The 17,434-nt window shown below is 43.4% G+C and carries 15 protein-coding genes; 14 read left to right on the top strand and 1 reads right to left on the bottom strand.

Annotation, left to right across the window (positions count from 1 at the left end; all coding sequences use genetic code 11):
• Nucleotides 1–151 precede the first annotated feature (151 nt).
• The 13 genes from RH96_RS12140 to RH96_RS12080 all read left to right on the top strand — a co-directional run bounded on the left by RH96_RS12140 (nucleotide 152) and on the right by RH96_RS12080 (nucleotide 15,134).
• Entirely contained in the window at nucleotides 152–1,516 is a 1,365-nt protein-coding gene (locus tag RH96_RS12140; protein WP_010201347.1) for an MFS transporter, read from the top strand.
• 132 nt (nucleotides 1,517–1,648) lie between these two features.
• Nucleotides 1,649–2,251, top strand: coding sequence for a DUF3833 domain-containing protein (locus RH96_RS12135; RefSeq protein ID WP_010201345.1), 603 nt, complete (start codon nucleotides 1,649–1,651; stop codon nucleotides 2,249–2,251).
• Nucleotides 2,252–2,563: 312 nt separating this feature from the next.
• The gene (gene ssb / locus RH96_RS12130; RefSeq protein WP_010201344.1) at nucleotides 2,564–3,187 is read left to right on the top strand and encodes a single-stranded DNA-binding protein; all 624 of its coding nucleotides are present in this window, start codon (nucleotides 2,564–2,566) and stop codon (nucleotides 3,185–3,187) included.
• A 561-nt stretch (nucleotides 3,188–3,748) separates the two neighbouring features.
• Nucleotides 3,749–4,432 (top strand): hypothetical protein, encoded by a 684-nt coding sequence (locus RH96_RS12125; RefSeq protein WP_010201342.1) that lies wholly within the window; start codon nucleotides 3,749–3,751, stop codon nucleotides 4,430–4,432.
• 75 nt (nucleotides 4,433–4,507) lie between these two features.
• Nucleotides 4,508–5,026 (top strand): BLUF domain-containing protein, encoded by a 519-nt coding sequence (locus RH96_RS12120; RefSeq protein WP_010201341.1) that lies wholly within the window; start codon nucleotides 4,508–4,510, stop codon nucleotides 5,024–5,026.
• A 52-nt stretch (nucleotides 5,027–5,078) separates the two neighbouring features.
• Nucleotides 5,079–5,516, top strand: coding sequence for a BLUF domain-containing protein (locus RH96_RS12115; RefSeq protein WP_010201340.1), 438 nt, complete (start codon nucleotides 5,079–5,081; stop codon nucleotides 5,514–5,516).
• 696 nt (nucleotides 5,517–6,212) lie between these two features.
• On the top strand, nucleotides 6,213–6,536 hold the full coding sequence (locus tag RH96_RS12110) for an H-NS family nucleoid-associated regulatory protein (RefSeq protein ID WP_010201339.1): 324 nt from the start codon (nucleotides 6,213–6,215) through the stop codon (nucleotides 6,534–6,536).
• A gap of 206 nt (nucleotides 6,537–6,742) precedes the next feature.
• Nucleotides 6,743–7,558 carry a type II secretion system protein N gene (gene gspN, locus RH96_RS12105; protein ID WP_010201338.1) on the top strand — a complete coding sequence of 272 codons (816 nt, stop codon included), beginning with the start codon at nucleotides 6,743–6,745 and terminating at the stop codon, nucleotides 7,556–7,558.
• Nucleotides 7,559–8,449, top strand: coding sequence for a type II secretion system protein N (locus RH96_RS12100; RefSeq protein ID WP_010201337.1), 891 nt, complete (start codon nucleotides 7,559–7,561; stop codon nucleotides 8,447–8,449).
• A 140-nt stretch (nucleotides 8,450–8,589) separates the two neighbouring features.
• Nucleotides 8,590–10,842: a type II secretion system secretin GspD gene (gspD, locus tag RH96_RS12095; RefSeq protein ID WP_010201336.1), complete on the top strand. Its 2,253-nt coding sequence runs from the start codon at nucleotides 8,590–8,592 to the stop codon at nucleotides 10,840–10,842.
• Nucleotides 10,843–11,306: 464 nt separating this feature from the next.
• Nucleotides 11,307–12,332, top strand: a complete 1,026-nt coding sequence (locus RH96_RS12090) for a TatD family hydrolase (RefSeq protein ID WP_010201335.1) — start codon at nucleotides 11,307–11,309, stop codon at nucleotides 12,330–12,332.
• Nucleotides 12,333–12,419: 87 nt separating this feature from the next.
• A complete protein-coding gene (locus RH96_RS12085) occupies nucleotides 12,420–13,295 on the top strand; it encodes a ThiF family adenylyltransferase (RefSeq protein ID WP_010201334.1) in 876 nt (291 codons plus the stop codon).
• A gap of 21 nt (nucleotides 13,296–13,316) precedes the next feature.
• A complete protein-coding gene (locus tag RH96_RS12080) occupies nucleotides 13,317–15,134 on the top strand; it encodes a GAF domain-containing hybrid sensor histidine kinase/response regulator (protein WP_227500967.1) in 1,818 nt (605 codons plus the stop codon).
• A 476-nt stretch (nucleotides 15,135–15,610) separates the two neighbouring features.
• Here RH96_RS12080 and efp read toward each other — a convergent pair whose 3' ends face one another.
• Nucleotides 15,611–16,183 carry an elongation factor P gene (gene efp, locus RH96_RS12075; protein WP_010201332.1) on the bottom strand — a complete coding sequence of 191 codons (573 nt, stop codon included), beginning with the start codon at nucleotides 16,181–16,183 and terminating at the stop codon, nucleotides 15,611–15,613.
• Between the two features lie 165 nt (nucleotides 16,184–16,348).
• Here efp and epmB point away from each other — a divergent pair, with 165 nt between their 5' ends.
• Entirely contained in the window at nucleotides 16,349–17,356 is a 1,008-nt protein-coding gene (gene epmB, locus RH96_RS12070; protein ID WP_010201330.1) for an EF-P beta-lysylation protein EpmB, read from the top strand.
• The last annotated feature ends 78 nt before the right edge of the window (nucleotides 17,357–17,434 follow it).

Genomic DNA, 17,434 nt, shown 5'->3' with positions numbered 1-17,434 from the left:
AAGGAAGCGTAAAAAGACAAAAGTCTCGGCAACCTGATGGCGAATGTCTTATACTAGTGGGCTTAATTTATAGCTAAAGCCTTGATAGAGTCACAATAGTATAAGCAGCGCAGTAGTGATAAATCAGCAATGACGAACCAGTGAGGCAAGTATGAATAGCGTAGAAAAACGGGCAATTCTCGGGGTCGGTGGTATATTTGCCTTGCGGATGATTGGTTTGTTTATGATTGTGCCCGTGTTTTCTGTGTATGGCGACAATTATGCGCATGCGACACCATTTCTAATTGGCTTAGCGGTCGGTATTTATGGGCTAGGGCAGGCGATCTTTCAGATACCGATGAGTCTTGCTGCTGATAAGTTTCCGCGTAAACCGATTATCTTTTTGGGTCTGGTGCTATTTGCTCTTGGCGGTATCATCGCCGCCAATGCCACGGATATTTATGAAGTCATTATCGGTCGGGCGCTGGCAGGTAGTGGCGCGGTCTCTGCGGTATTGATGGCGCTACTCGCTGATGTGACGCGCGAAGAGATGCGCACCAAAGCGATGGCCACGATGGGTTTAACCATTGCGACTTCCATCATGCTTGCTTTTGCTTTCGGTCCGCTATTGGTCGGTTCGCTTGGTATTTCTGGGTTATTTTGGTTGACCTCAGGGTTTGCTATTCTAGCGATGCTGCTGCTTTTTTTCGTACCGACGCCGCTACGAGTGCTCAAGCATAACTTAGATAATAAATCGATTGGTCAGCAGTTAGCGACGGTACTAAAAATCGGCGATTTAAACCGCTTGCATATCGGTATCTTTGCCCTTCATCTGACCATGACGGCGATATTTGTCATATTGCCGCATCAGCTCAATGAGGTGATGGGTCTATCGGTACGTCAGCAGGGTTTGGTTTATTTGCCTTTGCTATTTATCGGTTTTGCCGTCGCGATTCCTTTTATTATCGTTGCCGAAAAGAAACGCAAAATGCGCCAAGTATTCTTGGGTGCGATTGCCTTGATGACCGTCGCCTTAGCAGTGCTAGCATTGGGTAGTCAGGTCGGCGTCGGTATTATTTTAGGATTGCTGCTGTACTTTATGGGCTTTAACTTGCTTGAAGCAACAATTCCTTCGTGGATATCCAAGCGCGCACCAGTCGCCAATAAAGCCACGGCTATGGGGCTGAATTCTTCCAGTCAGTTCTTTGGTGCATTTGTGGGCGGGGCAATGGGTGGCTTGTTACTGAGTCAGCCTAATCTGCTGGCGTGGGGGATATTGGCTATCATTATGGGCATTTCGTTGCTGCTTATTATCCCAATTGCTGATCCACCGTATTTATCAAGTACGACCGTTACGATTCCCAAAAATATCAACATACAAGATTGGTCGCGGCAAGTGCTAGCAGTCGACGGCGTTGATGAACTGGTGGTTATGGCAAAAGAACAAGTGGCTTATTTAAAGCTGGATAAGACCCAGTTGACAGAGGATTCACGGCAGCAGCTATCGAGCTTGGCGCAAAGTCCATTAGATCTTTAATAGATTAACTATGCAACAATCTAAAGGTTATAGAAATAAGCCTAAATGGGCAAAACTGAGTAGACAATAACCGCGTAGACAGACCCTAATAAGTGAAAACTAAAAATTCATCTCTGTTTAAAAGGAATTAATATGAGTCAGTTTAAAATGCTGTTGAATGGTGCTTTTTTTGGTAAAGATGTTGCTCCCCGAGCAATGGTCAAGCTGGCGATAGGTTTTGGGCTATCTGCCACGCTTTTGACCTCTGGCTGCGCCACCCAAAATATTCAGGCTTATCAAAACAGCACACCAACGCTTGATATGCATGAATTTTTCTCCGGTCAGATTGATGGCTGGGGCATGTTTCAAGGTCGCAATGGCGAGGTCAAAAAACGCTTTTACGTCGATATTGATGCCACTCATGAAGGCGATAATGTCATTGTATTGGATGAGAAGTTTGACTGGGCAGATGGCACAAAATCGCAGCGTATATGGCGACTGACCAAGCAAATGGATGGCAGTTGGAAAGGTACGGCAGGCGATGTCATTGGCGAGGCGACAGGGGAAGTGGTTGGCAATACCTTGCATTGGAATTACGTATTAGAGTTGCCCGTTGAAGACAAGACGTACAAAGTGAATTTTGATGATTGGATGTATCTTATTAATGACGATGTCATGCTCAATCGTTCAGTCATGAAAAAGTTTGGTGTAGAGCTGGGTAGCGTCACTCTCAGTATGCATCGTAATAATAAATAATCGTTGGCATTACTGATATTTTATGGTGTTTTTCAGGTCTCTAAGGAGTCCTTTCTATTTATAATCCTCGCTAAGATGTTGATACTTCAAAATAATGAATAGTATTGCACAGAGGGAAGCTGATTTTTAATAGTGATAAAGATAAAGCCTCAACACTGCACGACGTAGCATGTCGTTTGCTGTATACAGTGACTAGATATTTTAAAAGAAAATAGTTAAAGTAAAGCCATATTACTGATAGAATTAATGGTTTATATTAAAGACTCGATTAAAGCTCGTAATTAAATTATTCATAAGTAAGAGGACGGAACTATGCGCGGAGTTAATAAAGTTATCATCATCGGTAACCTTGGAGCAGACCCTGAGGCACGTCAATTTAGTAACGGCGGTAGCGTGACCAATATCTCGGTTGCGACGTCAGAGCAGTGGACAGACAAGCAAAGCGGTGAAAAGAAAGAAGCCACCGAATGGCATCGCATTTCACTCTTTAATCGTCTAGGCGAAATCGCCGCGCAGTATCTGCGTAAAGGCAGTAAGGTCTATATCGAAGGCAGTTTGCGTACCCGCAAATATCAAGATCCCAATGGTCAAGACCGCTATATTACCGAGATTCGCGCTGAGCAAATGCAAATGCTGGATGGCGCAACGGGTGGTCAGGATAATGGCGGCTTCAGTAATAATAACCAAGGTGGCCAAAATCAAGGCTACGGCAACCAAGGCGGTCAAAGTAACCAGAATAATTTTGGTCAGCAAGCAAACAATCAACCTGCTCAGCAAGGTGGTTACAACCAATCTAGCGGTGGTCAAAACAGCTTTAACAATAATCAAGGTGCACCTGCTCAACAGAATCAGTTTAATCAACCTGCTCAAAAGCCTGCACAATCAAAGCCGACAGCAATGCCAGATGGTCCTGTCGATGATGATATTCCATTCTAATTTATACATAATTAAGTAGTGTTGATTAAGCTAGATAGGGCCTATGTAAATAGGCCCTTTTTTTATGGAGGTAATAAAGTAAGCGTAAATAGTTAATGAAGAAAATGCTTATAATTTTTGCAATTACTTTATTGCTTTAGATAATGTTATACAGCATAAAAAAGTGAATTTGAAATACGATAGAGTAAGAAAAACTCCTCATTTCTGTTAGCTATTTATCTTCTTGTTTATCCTATCAGCCATATCTATAAACGAAATTATTCATGGCTATTTTTATATTTTTTTCGCTAGAACTTATTCAAATGACCACTTATATGCTATATGAACCGTTCATTCTATTAGATTTTGCTAATACTAACGCTTCATTAAATGTATTGATATAATCAAAAGTCGCCAATGATTTAGCAAAAATTACACCTTAAATCTTTTAAAAGAAATGGTTTTGAAAGAATTTATAAAAGTTCAAGGTAGGGTGGATTTATAGCCCAAAGTATCAAAAATTATTTAGGCAGCACCGTATTGTGGTCGTGTTTGCTTAAGTATCAGCGTTAGGTTTATCAGATGAATAATAGCGATGTATTTCGAAAAAGCGACTTGGGTCGAGAAGAAATTAAGACGCAAAGTCTAGGTGTGTTGCCGCGAGAGGCGAGAACATTGTTAATCATGATTGATGGCAAAAAGACTTATCAACAATATCTTGATTCGCTTGATAACAGTAAGATGTTCGCTGAGTTTGGCGGGATAGCACCTCTGTTTGAGTTGTTACAAGAGTTTCAGTGTATTGAGTTGATAGCAGATGATAATGCCAGCGTTGCAAGTCAATCGTATGTAACCCCGCAACCAGCGGCACCACGTACTGTCACTGAGCAGCAAGTGGCTGAAATACAGACCACGACGCGAGCAAACGAAGACAGCAAAGCACTTCAGCCCCAATCCATTCAATCGCAAAGCAATAGTGCCGCTGAGTTTGATGCTACCTTCAACGATAAGCCAAAAAAGGCAGTTTCTTTTACTGGCTATTTTAAGCGCAAAGCCGCTGATGTTAACTTTGAGACATTAAAGTCAGAATTGGCGACTTATATCGAAAAAAATGCACCATCTGAAGATGTATGGGGTTACCTGCTAAATCTGGAGCAGTGTACCGATGCCCCGCAATTATTGGCTCTCATACAAAAGATCCAGTGCTCTACCAGTGGTGGTTTATCGCAGGGTGTGGGTGAGTTTTCCAAAAGAATCAAACTCTAAATTTTACTCACTCATCGTAGCGATGCATTTGGCTATTGCTTACAAGAAAATCTAAATAATTTATCGGAGTGCGTTATGGACGTCGCTGAGCTGTCAGAAAAGAACCAGTCAAATATGCTACATGGCGAGCATATTATTACACGTTTGACCTATATTAGCCGTTATAACAAAGACAACCCTAATGGGGAGGTCACGCGTATCCTAGCGCAAGCGCAGCAGAATAATGAGCATAATGGCATTACAGGTGCATTGGTATTCAATCACAATTACTTTCTTCAAAGCATTGAAGGAGCGAGACCTGTCATTAATGAGCTATTACGCAAGCTTGTAAAAGACGAGCGGCATTTTTCCCTACAGATTATTGAATGTCGCGAGATTGAGCAGCGCCACTGGAATAAGTGGTCGATGAAATATCTCATCCCAAGTGATGAGAATAAAGGACTGGCGCTTAAATTTTCGACAAGCACTCAGTTCAATCCTTATCTGATGAGCGCCAACCAAATCATGATGCTGATTGATACATTGTCAGAACTTCAAGAGCAAGAAGAAAAAGAGGCTTCTACCAAGAAGAAGTCTTGGTTTGCTATCAGTTAATTGACGTTTATAAAGGTGCCAACACCCTATCACATTGCATAAGAGACCAGAGATGACATCATCAACTTCAGATGCGCATATTTTAATGAGTATGACGTACGTGAGCCGTGCAAACCCAGATGTATCAGCGAAAGACTTTAATGAGATTTTGCAGCAAGCCCAAGCCAATAATGCGGCAAATGGCATCACGGGTATGTTGACCTTTAATAAAGACTATTTTTTGCAAACGGTTGAAGGACCTAGAGCACAGATTAATCGTTTATTGTACGCTCTCATTGCCGATCAGCGTCATCACGATTTACAGGTGATTGAAACACGCGAGCTCAAGCATAGAAAATGGGCAAAATGGTCAATGAACTATGCTTCTCCAACCGAATCTAACGCCGCGATTTATCTCAAATACTCTACGACAGTTGATTTCAATCCGTATTTATTAAATGCCGAATCCGCTCTTGATTTGATGACTGAGCTTAGTGCACAACGGGCTTAGTCTGTTGAATTAACATCGAATAATAAGCAGTATGGTACTTAAGTAATATGACACTTAAGCAGTTCAAAATAAAAGAGGGACATTAAAAATGGCGTTTTGCTCATATAAATTTTTTTCGCCTTCCTAAGTCGTGTCCTCAATTTGAACAGAAGCGACTATCTGAAGGTTTATTGTTTATAGCATTAATGCGCTTACCTGTATTGAGTGGATTGACTAATGTTGTTTAATTATTGTTTTTTATAATATTGTTATTTATCGGCTTTATCCATAAATTGGCCCAGATAAAGGTTTTTTAAGTGGATAAAAGATACAGTATTAAATTGGGATCATTATTGGTTATCTTGTATGATATAGCCCGATCACTCTAAAATTATTACGATGGTTATTTTGGTGACTGCATTGTCATATAACTCATGATTGGTTTTATTATATTGATATTGTTGCATATTGACTACAAAGTTCATTAATTCCCTATTGTTATGAATACTGTTTTTGTTTATATTGTCCCTACTTATTAATGCCACTGGTAATAGCTTATCAACGTCACTAATAATAACGTTTTGATAAGCAATAAATGAAATTGACTATTAAATTTCGTATTACTACTTGTTATTTGTGAATTGGCACTCTTGAGCGCTTAATAGATAATATTATATTTATTAAGTTTATATCCCTTATATAAAAGTTGAATTTATTATGAACAACAGTACTGCCCTTGATTTAGACAGCTTAAACGTCGATGAGCTACGTGCCATCACTGAAAACGCCCAACAGTTAATTGCTAAAAAGCAACATCAGCGTTTATATGATGCTTATATGCAGTTTGAAAAGATTGCCGAAGAGAGTAATAGCACCATCGAAGAGATTTTAAAGGCTGGTGAGACGTTAGAGAAAAAGCGTAACATCAAATATCGCAACACCGATAATAATGAAGAGACGTGGACGGGTCGCGGTCGCAAGCCACTATGGTTGGTTGATGCGCTAGCAGCAGGTCGTGACATTGAAGATTTCGCTATTTAATCTGTTAAGATTCGAATAGCAATGCTAGGCATTACTTTGTCCTTATGACTTTCATAACGATTGAGTCAAAAGTGCATTAGTAGACAGAAGTCAGTATCTTTATTGCCAATATTTTGGTAAAAAGATACTGGCTTTTTTTCTGTCATCTGTATGCTATTGTTTGTTATGATAATGACGTTTTTACCTTATATAAGAGTTGTGTAACCGTGGCCCAAGTCTCTGCGTCGTCTCATAAGCGTCCCCGTAAGCTGTGGTGGCTATTTGGGTTTATATTATTTGCGCTATTTGCCTTATTGCAAATGCCCGCGTCGTGGCTACTTGAAAAATATGCACCTAATAATCCTTATGTGCAGCACGTGTCGGGCAACTTATGGCAAGGCTCAGCGATTTGGCAACTGCCTTTGTCAGCAACGCCATTGACAGGTGCGGCGAATTGGTCGTGGCAGCCGTGGCAATTATTTTTGGGTAAGTTAGGTGCAGAAGTCGATATCACGACAGAGCAGACCAGATTGAACGGTCAAATAAAGCTGGGCACCAGCGCATGGCAGATTGATGATATGAGCGGCAAGATTGCGCCGGAAACATTGGCCAGTGTGGTCGATTGGCAGCTGCCCAACACACCGATTCAAGTCAATGCTGTATCGTTAAAACGGCAGACCGGTTCGGATAATGACTCCAATAAAAAGTCCTCTGGTTTCAGTGAAGCTGATGGTCAGTTGACTTGGGTTGGCGGTGAAGTAGGTTATCCGAGTGGTGGTAAGGTTTTTTATATCACTATGCCAGCGATGCGTGCCGAGCTTAGTACGGAACAAAAAAATGATAAAAATCTGCTGCACGTCAATTTATTAAATAATCAAGATAAGCGCTTAGGGGATCTGTATGTCGATGGCGATAATATGCTAGATGTTAGCTTGACCCAGCGTTTATTAGAGAATATGCCTGAATACAAAGGACAAGCCCCGCAAGATACGCCCGTTGTCAGTGTGCGCCAGCCATTGTTAGCCGGTTTGGGGGCGCGCTAGATGTCTACTGCTACCTTAAAACCCATCATCAATGTTCTCAATCGCTGCGCTGGTTGGCTGCTACTATTAGCAATTGCTTGGCTGTGCTGGACGGCGGCACGGCTATTGTGGTTGTTGCTAGCTGCGCCTTTGGCACCAGCTTTACCGCTAGCTCCTCTACAAAACGCTAATACATCTGGCGATGATTACAGTGGTCTATTTGCCATTTTTGCTGACCCCGATCCTGTCGCCGCGGCGGTACAGCCACCCCCTAATATTGGCTTAAAAGGGGTTTTGCTAGCCGTGCCAGAGAGCATGTCGTCTGCATTATTAGACGTCAATGGCGAGGTCAAAAACTATCGCATCGGTGACAGTCTAAAAGACAGTGACTATACTCTGATCGCTGTCGACTGGAATGCCGTCATCATCGCCGATGCCCGTGATCAGCAAACGGTCATTAGAATGGCAGAGGCGATGCCACTCGACCAAAGCGATATGCTAGCAGGTGCCGTCAGCAATCAGCGTTTGCCAAACAGCAACGCATTGCCCAGTGCCCCAGTGCCAGCACAAGATAACACTGAGTCCACAGCAGAGACGAATCCTGAGAGCAGTCCGCAATCTGCTATTGATGAAGCCATCACGGCGCTAAAAGAAAATCCAGCCAGTTATCTGAGCAGGATGGGTGTCATGGCCTCAGGCGAAAACTATCAGGTGACGGCAGCGATGCCTTCAAAACTCCGCAATCGTCTAGGATTAGAGCCGGGTGATCAAGTCTTGACCGTTAATGGTCAAAGTGTGGGCAATAATCCTAGCCAAGATGCTGGTATCCTGCAACAAGTACAGCAAGCAGGCGAAGCACAAATAGAAGTCAAACGTGGCGAGCAAGTGATTACGATTCGCCAGCAATTTTAGGCAAGAAATTTTTTAGTAAGCTCTTTCTTATTAGGCTGTTTTAAGTCAATAATGACCATCTGGTTGGGGCTATGGTAGCAACACGCCAGCTGACAATATTCAGTACATACTAAGCGACATCACTGTAGGTAATTATCAATATGGTACGTTCTCATAAATTTTCAGTCACGCCTTTGCACCATACCTTACAGCGCTTGATGCGCCTATGCCGTCCTCTTTGCCTAGCAGTACCGCTATGGGCGGCCAGTACAGGTCTTGTTAGTGCCGAGAGTTGGAAAGTCAACTTGCAAGATGCTGATATCAAAGCCTTTATTAATGAAGTGGCGACCATTACCGATCAAAACTTTGTCCTTGATCCACGTATCAATGGCAATGTGACGGTCATCTCCAATAAGGCTTTGTCTCGTGATGAGATTTATCAGCTGTTTTTGAGTGTGATGCAAGTCAATGGTATTGCCGCGATTGACTCAGGTACAACTGTTAAACTGGTGCCGGATAATGTCGCCAAACAGTCTGGTGTGGCCGTCGATTTGCGCGGCGATAGTGTCGGTGAAGCACTGGCAACTCGGGTCATTTATTTAACCAATACTCAAGCGGCAGAGGTATTGGGAGTCATACGACCACTCATGCCACAGTCTGCCCATGCTGCTGCTGTGCCTGGTGTTAATGCGTTAGTATTGTCGGATCGCGCGGATAGCTTGAATCAATTAACCGCGCTCATCCGCGATTTGGACAGCAACGTTAATGACAGTTTGCAAGTGATACCACTACGACATGTCGATGCAGAGCGCATGATGGAGTTGATCAGTGCTTTGGTGGCAAGTGCCGGTAGTGGGCAAGCACAAGGGGGCAATAATCAGCTGAAAGTCATTGCCGATACGTCCAGTGATAGGCTGCTGGTCAAAGGCAGTCCTGAAATGATCGCCAAAGTACAAGAAATGGTCAATCAGCTGGATACCACACCTACAAGACGCCTGAGTGGGTTACGGGTTTTTCGATTGAAGTATGCCAGTGCTGGTCATATTGCAGATATGCTACGTGGATTGCTAGCCAATCAATCGATTAATAGCGCGGGTGCAACCTCGACATTAGAGTCCGCCTCTTTAAATGATGCAAGTACGACAGGTGCATCGATTAATGGTGCAGCCAGTGATAGCATTGGTAATAGCGGTACAGCATTAGTGCCTGCTAGCAGCGCAAGTGGAACAAGTACGGGAGTGGGCGGTCGGCCGTTCAGTATCATCGCTGATGAAACGCAAAATGCAGTGATCGTCAATGCCGCACCCGAGCTGATGTTTGAGATTGAAGACGCGGTCAGCCAATTAGACAGTCGCCGTGCACAAGTATTGATTCAAGCCGCTATTGTCGAAGTATCAGGTGATGATGCGACCCAGCTGGGTGTGCAGTGGGCGCTGGGTAATGCCAACAGTGGTTATGGGGTAGTAAACTTTAACAATGTTGGTGCTAGTGCGACAACCTTGGCAGGTGCTGCATTAGCAGGTAGCGGTGTCGCGGGTGCAACAGCGCTTAGTCAGGCGGCCAGCTCTATCGTTGGTGCATTGGTTGGGATTGGTGATAGCCGAAAAGACAGTCAGGGTAATACGGAATTTTATGGCGCTATTTTGCAGGCGCTTGATAAATCTACTAGTGCCAATCTATTGTCCATGCCGTCTATTTTGACATTGGATAATGAAAAAGCCAGTATTTTGGTTGGTCAAAACGTGCCTTTTGTGACTGGTTCCTTTACTACCAGTGGCAACAATTCAAACAATCCATTTCAAACGATTGATCGCCAAGATATCGGTATTAATCTCAATGTCATCCCTCACATTGGTGATAATGGCACGGTACGCTTGGAAGTATCACAAGAAGTTTCTAGCATTGCACCTACTAGTAGCGGTGTAAACGGCTTGATCACTAATAAAAGCCTCATTAATACGACGATTCTAGCAGACGATCAGCAAACCATCGCCCTAGGTGGCTTGATGCGTGACAACAGCACCACCAGTCAACAAAAAGTACCAGGTCTGGGTAATGTGCCCTTTATCGGTCGATTGTTCCGTTCTGACAATGACAATACGCAAAAGAGCAACTTGATCATATTTTTACAACCAACCATCTTGCGTGATGGCGGCGCAGTAGCGAGTGTGACTGAACGCAAGTTCAATCAGATGCGTGTACTGCAATTGGTTATTGATAAAAACGGTACGATTAAACAGTTGCCCTTAAGTGGGACAGAAGGCTGGGATGGCAATGTCGATGCAGATTACGAATTGATGCCACTCAATCCGCTCGTGCCTAAGCGCGATCAAACACCAAAAGCTACGTCACAAGGTTTTACTAAAGTAGATAGTCCAAGTAGTGGTATCACGACTTATCCTCTCAAGCGTTAAACACCAGCTCAATCAAGCTATCGTCTCGTACGGTTTTATTGAAAATATGACACCGTACATAAGTTTGCGTATTCATAACACAGATAAACACAGCCATTACTATATCCCAGTATACTAAGTAATTTAAATACACCGAATATTGATAAAATGATGTTTTAGTACACTCTAAAAGACAAACAGGCTGTAAGGGGGTGGAGGTAATGGCGCATCGTATTAGCAAAAAAAAATGGCTTATGTTAGGCGCAGTTGGTACGGCTTTATTACTAATACCGCGTCGTAGCAGCCGCCAAACAGGTAAAATTCGACAAACAGACAGTCACCCACAAAGCGGGATTAAAAAACAAAACGCATCATGATCATTCAGATGTTAAATGTGGATTTTTCTCATGGTGATTTTGCCTATTTAGGCACTTTCGTTCAGATTGAGGACATGCCCTAACAACGATTAAGTTTGGAACCTGTTAATGACTGCTCTTGACTCACCATATATCGCGCCGCATTCATCGTCTGCTTTGCCATTGATTGACACGCATACGCATTTTGATGCGCCAATTTTTGATGCAGATAGAGCAGTGCAAGTCGAGGCCGCTCATGAGCAAGGGGTGCGCCATCTTATGCTGGTGGGCTATTTGTATGAGCATTTCGATCGTCTGTATGAGACTAAACGCCTAATTAATGAAGATTTTCAATCGATTACAGCGCAAGCAACTATAGTGCAATCATCGATAATTAAGGTTGCTAATCAGAACAACTCGTCTCTAGATGCTTATATTGCGCTGGGTTTGCATCCTTTTTATATCAAGCAGCATACAGAAGCACATCTAGATAGTATGGCAAAGATGATCGCTGACGAGCGTCCATTAGCAATCGGTGAGATTGGCTTAGATACTTTTACAGATGAGATGAAACAGCCTAATATGCTAGCTAAGCAAGAGTATTTTTTTAAGGCACAATTGGATATGGCAGTGACCCATCAGCTACCGGTGATGCTGCATATCCGTAAAGCCCATGCTGAAGCGTTAGCCATATTGAAAGCACATGATTATAATGCGCATAATTTGGGCGGGGTCGCGCATAGTTTTAGTGGTGGTGAGCAAGAGGCAAAGGCTTTTGTAAAACTAGGATTTAAGCTCGGCGTTACTGGACAAGTCACCAATCCAAATGCTAAAAAACTGCGTCGCGCGATTCAAGCAGCCGTTGATAGTTATGGTCTTGAGTGCTTGGTCATTGAAACTGACTGTCCGGACATGACACCCATTATGTGTCAGCATTTAAACAATAGTCAGTCAGCGCTTGGGCAAAATTCAGACAATGAAGGGGATGATACTTCCGCTCATAATAGAAATGTTCCCGCCAATTTGCCATGGGTGCTGCTGAGTCTAAGTGAGTTACTCGATGTACCGTCACATCGCCTTGCCGAGCAACTATGGCAAAACAGTTGTGATGCCCTACGTACTGACTGGCAGTATCCTATACCGTCAAAAGGGTAATGGCTACTAACAGTAAAAAGTAACGTGATAGAGAATAAAGTAAAAGTAACTTAAGTTATCACCTTTAAAAAGAGCGTTTAATCTGTTATGAGTGAAGCACAATTATTTGACCAGTCGCTTGCCGATCCTAATACCGTTGGGCTTTCTGTCGTTCATGATGACAGTGATAGCGCTGAAGTAAGCGAGCAATATGAGCGGCGTTTCCAAGGAACGCAAACCCTCTATGGCCGCTCAGCCGTTGATACTTTTGCGGCAGCGCATGTGTATGTGATTGGCGTCGGGGGCGTTGGTTCTTGGGCAGCAGAAGCCTTGGCTCGTACCGCAGTTGGCACTATTACTCTGATTGATTTGGATATATTGGTGGCTTCTAATGTCAATCGGCAATTGCCAGCGTTAGACAGTACCTTTGGGCAAAGCAAAATTGCGGCGATGGGGCAGCGCATTGCTGAGATTAACCCCAAGGTCACCATCAACTTAATTGATGACTTCCTGACAGTCGATAATGTTGCCGCACTCCTGCCGAGCCGTGAAGAAGCAAAGGCTGCCATTGACCAAGGTCATCCTATTGTCGTTTTAGATTGTGTCGATGATATGCAGGCCAAACTTGCTATCGTCCTACATTGTCGTTTCAATAAATTAAAATTGGTCTGTGCAGGCGGTGCGGGTGGTAAGATAGACCCTAGTAAAATTACGGTGAGTGACTTGCGTGATAGCTATCAAGATCCACTACTGGCCAAGCTTCGCAACAAATTACGTCACGAAAAAGGCATTAACAGCGATCTAAAAGAAAAGTTTGCCATCAAGTGCGTTTATTCTACAGAACCACCACGCGTTGACAAAAGCTGTCAAAAGGGCGGTTTACATTGCGGTGGTTATGGTTCAGCAGTAGTGGTGACATCGGTCGTGGCAATGCTGATGGTGAGTGAAGCGTTACAATTGTTGATAAAGCAGACGAACGTCTGATTCTAATGAATGGAGTCCACCTTGACGATACCCAACTCACCTAAGCGCAGCTACCCAGTCGCCGCAGATGAAGTAGATCGTATTAGCAAGCTCAAAAAATATCAGGTGCTCAACAATAATGAGGAGCCTGCTTTTTCTCGTCTGACTGAACTTGCTAAGTTGTTTTTTAACATGCCAGTTGTCACTATTACCTTTATGGACGAGGAGACTCAGTATCTAAAATCTGTGCATGGGCTTGTTGATACATGTACGACGGCGCGTGAAGTGGCTATCTGTAACTATACCTTGCTGTCGGATGGGGTGTTTGTGGTCGCAGATTTGTCAAAAGACAGTCGCTTTGATCAAAACCCATTGGTGACAGAGTCTACCCATCTACGCTTTTATGCGGGTGCGCCCATTATCATGCATGAAGACAATAAGACGTATCGTCTAGGCTCTTTCTGTCTGATGGATACAGAGCCTTATCATGGCTTTGATGCTAAGCAAGAAAAATTATTGGCCCAGTTCGCGATGATGGCTGCCGATGCTTTACAACTACAAGATAAACAACGTGTCGCCAAGCATGCTAATGAGATGAAATCGGACTTTTTGGCCAACATGAGCCATGAAATACGGACACCAATGAATGGCATTATCGGCATGGTAGAGATGCTTAGCGAGACCAAGCTCAGCCAAGAACAACAAGAGTATGTGGACAATATAAAAGTCTCAAATGAGCACTTGCTAGCGATTATCAATGGTATTTTGGATTTATCGAAAGTTGAGTCTGGCAAAATGACCATTGATGCCATCCCGATGAACTTGTCCACCTTATGTAATGAAGTGGTCAGTCTCTTTGCTATTAAAGCTCGACAGCGCGGCTTGATTTTAGACTACCATTATATGGAATCGCTATCGCCTTATGTGCAAGGGGATCCGGTACGTCTCAAACAAATCATGGTCAACCTTGTCAATAATGCCATCAAATTCACCCGTGAAGGTGGGCGAGTGAGTATCGATGTTAAGCACGTGCCCAATTGTTGCTATATCAATGACAAGTCCAAAAATGACAAGTCTAGAAATGATGAATCTGATAATGCTTTGACTGATGAGACCATTAGTGGTGACAGTATTATTGAAGAGAGCACTAGCCAAGAAAACATGACCTTATATATTGAGGTCACCGATACAGGCGTCGGTATCAAGCCTGAATCAGTTGACGCGATATTTGATGCTTACAATCAAGCTGATAAATCGACCCATCGTCTGTATGGTGGTACAGGTCTTGGACTGTCTGTGTGTAAATCTCTGGTGGATTTAATGGGTGGGTGCATTAATGTAGATAGTGTGGTCGGGGTCGGGACTACCTTCACGGTATTGTTGCCGCTACCTACTATCGGTGAGGAGCAGTACGAGAGCTGGCAAGATTCAAACGACTTTACTATGATAGTGCCTACTCAGGAGCGTTCTGGTCATATATTGTTAGTTGAAGATGACAGTGTCAACGCGACGATAGCCAAAAAAGCTCTGAATAATAGTGGTCATACGGTCACGCATGTCACGGATGGGCAGCAAGCGATTGAGACTTTTGCGTTGTACCCTGAGCGTTATGACCTCATTTTGATGGACCATCATATGCCGATTATGGATGGCGTACAGGCAACTATTAAGTTACACGAACTGTATGATCCTCAAGTGCTGCCACCGATTATCGCTTTGACCGCTAATGCAATGGATGGCGAGCGCGAAAAATACCTCAATGTGGGCATGCAGGATTATTGCACCAAGCCCTTTAAACAAGAGCAGCTAAACGCCTTGGTACAATATTGGCTAATGCATAAGCAATCGTCAGCTGATTAAGAGAGTAAGGCAGACCTAATTTGCCAAGATATAGTCAGAGCACTTTTAAACCGCTACGGTGTTACCCATCCTAGATGTACGTAGCGTACTATCTGCGGTTGGTCGCCTTGTGGTGATTCTAAAATTCTTTGACTATAGATCTACTAAATCTCACAAATACATTCTTTATTGTGCTGATTGTTAAAACCGTTTTAGTGCTTGTTTATGATGTTTTTTCGATGACTTTCTGACAAGTAATAAAAAAAGCTTAACCATTTAATAATGGTTAAGCTTTTTTTATGCGTTACTAGGGCGTGTCCTCAATTCAATCGAGCATTCTCTAAATGCGCTAAAAATGGCTAAATTTTGCCAAACATCGTCAAATAGCTTATCAATATCTCAATATTATCTGCGCTATTTTCCTCGTTTGACGGCAATTTATCTCATTTTTATCGCCATTTTTGAAATGAGGACACCCCCTAAATCAAGTCGAGCGATTAGTTAACACGAGTTTGGTAGTCACCAGTACGGGTATCGACACGGACAACTTCACCTTGTTGAACAAACAATGGCACACGCACAACCGCGCCTGTCTCTAACTTAGCAGGTTTGCCGCCACCACCTGAAGTATCACCACGTACGCCAGGATCTGTCTCCGTGATTTGTAACTCAACGAAGTTGGGCGGCGTGATCGACAATGGACTTCCATTAAATAGAGTGATGGTACATATGGCATTGCTGTTCTCTTTTAGCCATTGTACTGAGTCGCCCATTGCTGTTTTGTCAGCTTGGATTTGCTCAAAGCTTTCAGGATGCATAAAATGCCAAAACTCGCCATCGTTGTATAGATAGTTCATTTCAGTGTCCATGACATCAGCCGCCTCTAAGCTATCACCTGACTTGAAAGTTTGCTCCAATACTTTACCACTACGAAGATTGCGCAACTTGACACGGTTAAAGGCTTGACCTTTACCAGGTTTGACAAACTCATTTTCAAGAATGGCACAAGGATTGCCATCGAGCATGACTTTTAGACCGGCTTTAAATTCATTAGTAGAAAAACTTGCCACAAGAAACTCCTAAAGGTTGCGAATATATGATCAGTATTTGGGTGTGGAGATAACTGTGCTAAGCGCTGTCGTCACGCCAACTATTCATGGATGACTGGTATGCTTTGATAGGGTACTCACTAAGGGCGTATAATGACGCCTTTTAGGCACAGGTACTAGGTTGTCATGATAAACCATTTAATCACACAAAAAAACTGGCAAACGCAATTATCCGAAGGCATTACCAGCATTGATGAGCTGCTTAGTATCCTAAAACTAGAATCCTTGCGTGCTGACGTTTATGTGCCTGAGCATTTTGAGCTAAGAGTGCCACGTGCTTTTGTCGCAAAAATGACCGTTGGCGATAGCCATGATCCTTTATTAAAGCAAGTGCTACCTGACCAGCAAGAGCAAGCCACAGTGACGGGCTACGTGGCAGATCCTTTAGCCGAAAACGACCATAACCCGACCAAAGGCTTGTTGCACAAATATCAATCAAGAGTGCTGTTAACGATTACAGGTGCTTGTGCGATTCATTGCCGTTACTGTTTCCGTCAGCATTTTGATTACAGTGCCAATATGCCCACTGCCGATGCCAAACAAAGCATTATCGACTATATTACTGCCCATCCTGAGATCAATGAGGTGATCTTGAGTGGCGGTGATCCTTTAAACGTGACCAATAGACGGTTGTTTGCTTGGTTAGATACCTTGGAAGCCATCCCACAACTGACCACCATACGGCTACATACTCGTTTGCCAATAGTGATTCCAGCACGTTTGGATGCGCCATTATTAGAGAGGCTGGCACAAAGTCGCTGTCATATCGTCATGGTCATTCATTGTAATCATGCTAATGAGATTGATGTGCTCACAGCAGAGTATTTGCAGCGGGCGCGAGCAGCTGGCATGACTTTATTAAATCAGGCCGTACTTTTAAAAGGCATTAATGACAGCGTTGCTGCTCAAATCGCTTTAAGCCAACGCTTATTTGCCGCTGGCGTATTGCCTTATTATCTGCACGTGTTGGATAAAGTGGCAGGAGCTGCGCATTTCGATAGCGACGAGCGGTCAGCAGTCGCGTTTTATTGGTCATTATTGGCAGCACTACCCGGTTATCTGGTACCTAAGCTGGTCAGGGAGCTGCCAGATAGACCGTTTAAGGTGCCGATTGACATTTACAATGGGGCTTAAAAGTTGCATTATGACGAAGCAATATTATTTATGGACAAATAATGACCAATAAGTGCATAAGCAGCTGTTATTACGACC

The sequence above is a fragment of the Psychrobacter sp. PAMC 21119 genome (genome assembly GCF_000247495.1).
Classification (GTDB): domain Bacteria; phylum Pseudomonadota; class Gammaproteobacteria; order Pseudomonadales; family Moraxellaceae; genus Psychrobacter; species Psychrobacter glaciei.
Note: the sequence above shows the minus strand (reverse complement) of the source record. Positions and strands in the feature narration are given on the sequence as shown.

Bases quoted from the DNA above. Each gene is read 5' to 3' on its own strand.
- ssb (WP_010201344.1), top strand. From the start codon at position 2,564: ATGCGCGGAGTTAATAAAGTTATCATCATCGGTAACCTTGGAGCAGAC.
- RH96_RS12090 (WP_010201335.1), top strand. From the start codon at position 11,307: ATGACTGCTCTTGACTCACCATATATCGCGCCGCATTCATCGTCTGCT.
- epmB (WP_010201330.1), top strand. From the start codon at position 16,349: ATGATAAACCATTTAATCACACAAAAAAACTGGCAAACGCAATTATCC.
- RH96_RS12110 (WP_010201339.1), top strand. From the start codon at position 6,213: ATGAACAACAGTACTGCCCTTGATTTAGACAGCTTAAACGTCGATGAG.
- RH96_RS12085 (WP_010201334.1), top strand. From the start codon at position 12,420: ATGAGTGAAGCACAATTATTTGACCAGTCGCTTGCCGATCCTAATACC.
- RH96_RS12140 (WP_010201347.1), top strand. From the start codon at position 152: ATGAATAGCGTAGAAAAACGGGCAATTCTCGGGGTCGGTGGTATATTT.
- RH96_RS12135 (WP_010201345.1), top strand. From the start codon at position 1,649: ATGAGTCAGTTTAAAATGCTGTTGAATGGTGCTTTTTTTGGTAAAGAT.
- gspD (WP_010201336.1), top strand. From the start codon at position 8,590: ATGGTACGTTCTCATAAATTTTCAGTCACGCCTTTGCACCATACCTTA.
- RH96_RS12115 (WP_010201340.1), top strand. From the start codon at position 5,079: ATGACATCATCAACTTCAGATGCGCATATTTTAATGAGTATGACGTAC.
- RH96_RS12120 (WP_010201341.1), top strand. From the start codon at position 4,508: ATGGACGTCGCTGAGCTGTCAGAAAAGAACCAGTCAAATATGCTACAT.
- RH96_RS12125 (WP_010201342.1), top strand. From the start codon at position 3,749: ATGAATAATAGCGATGTATTTCGAAAAAGCGACTTGGGTCGAGAAGAA.
- RH96_RS12100 (WP_010201337.1), top strand. From the start codon at position 7,559: ATGTCTACTGCTACCTTAAAACCCATCATCAATGTTCTCAATCGCTGC.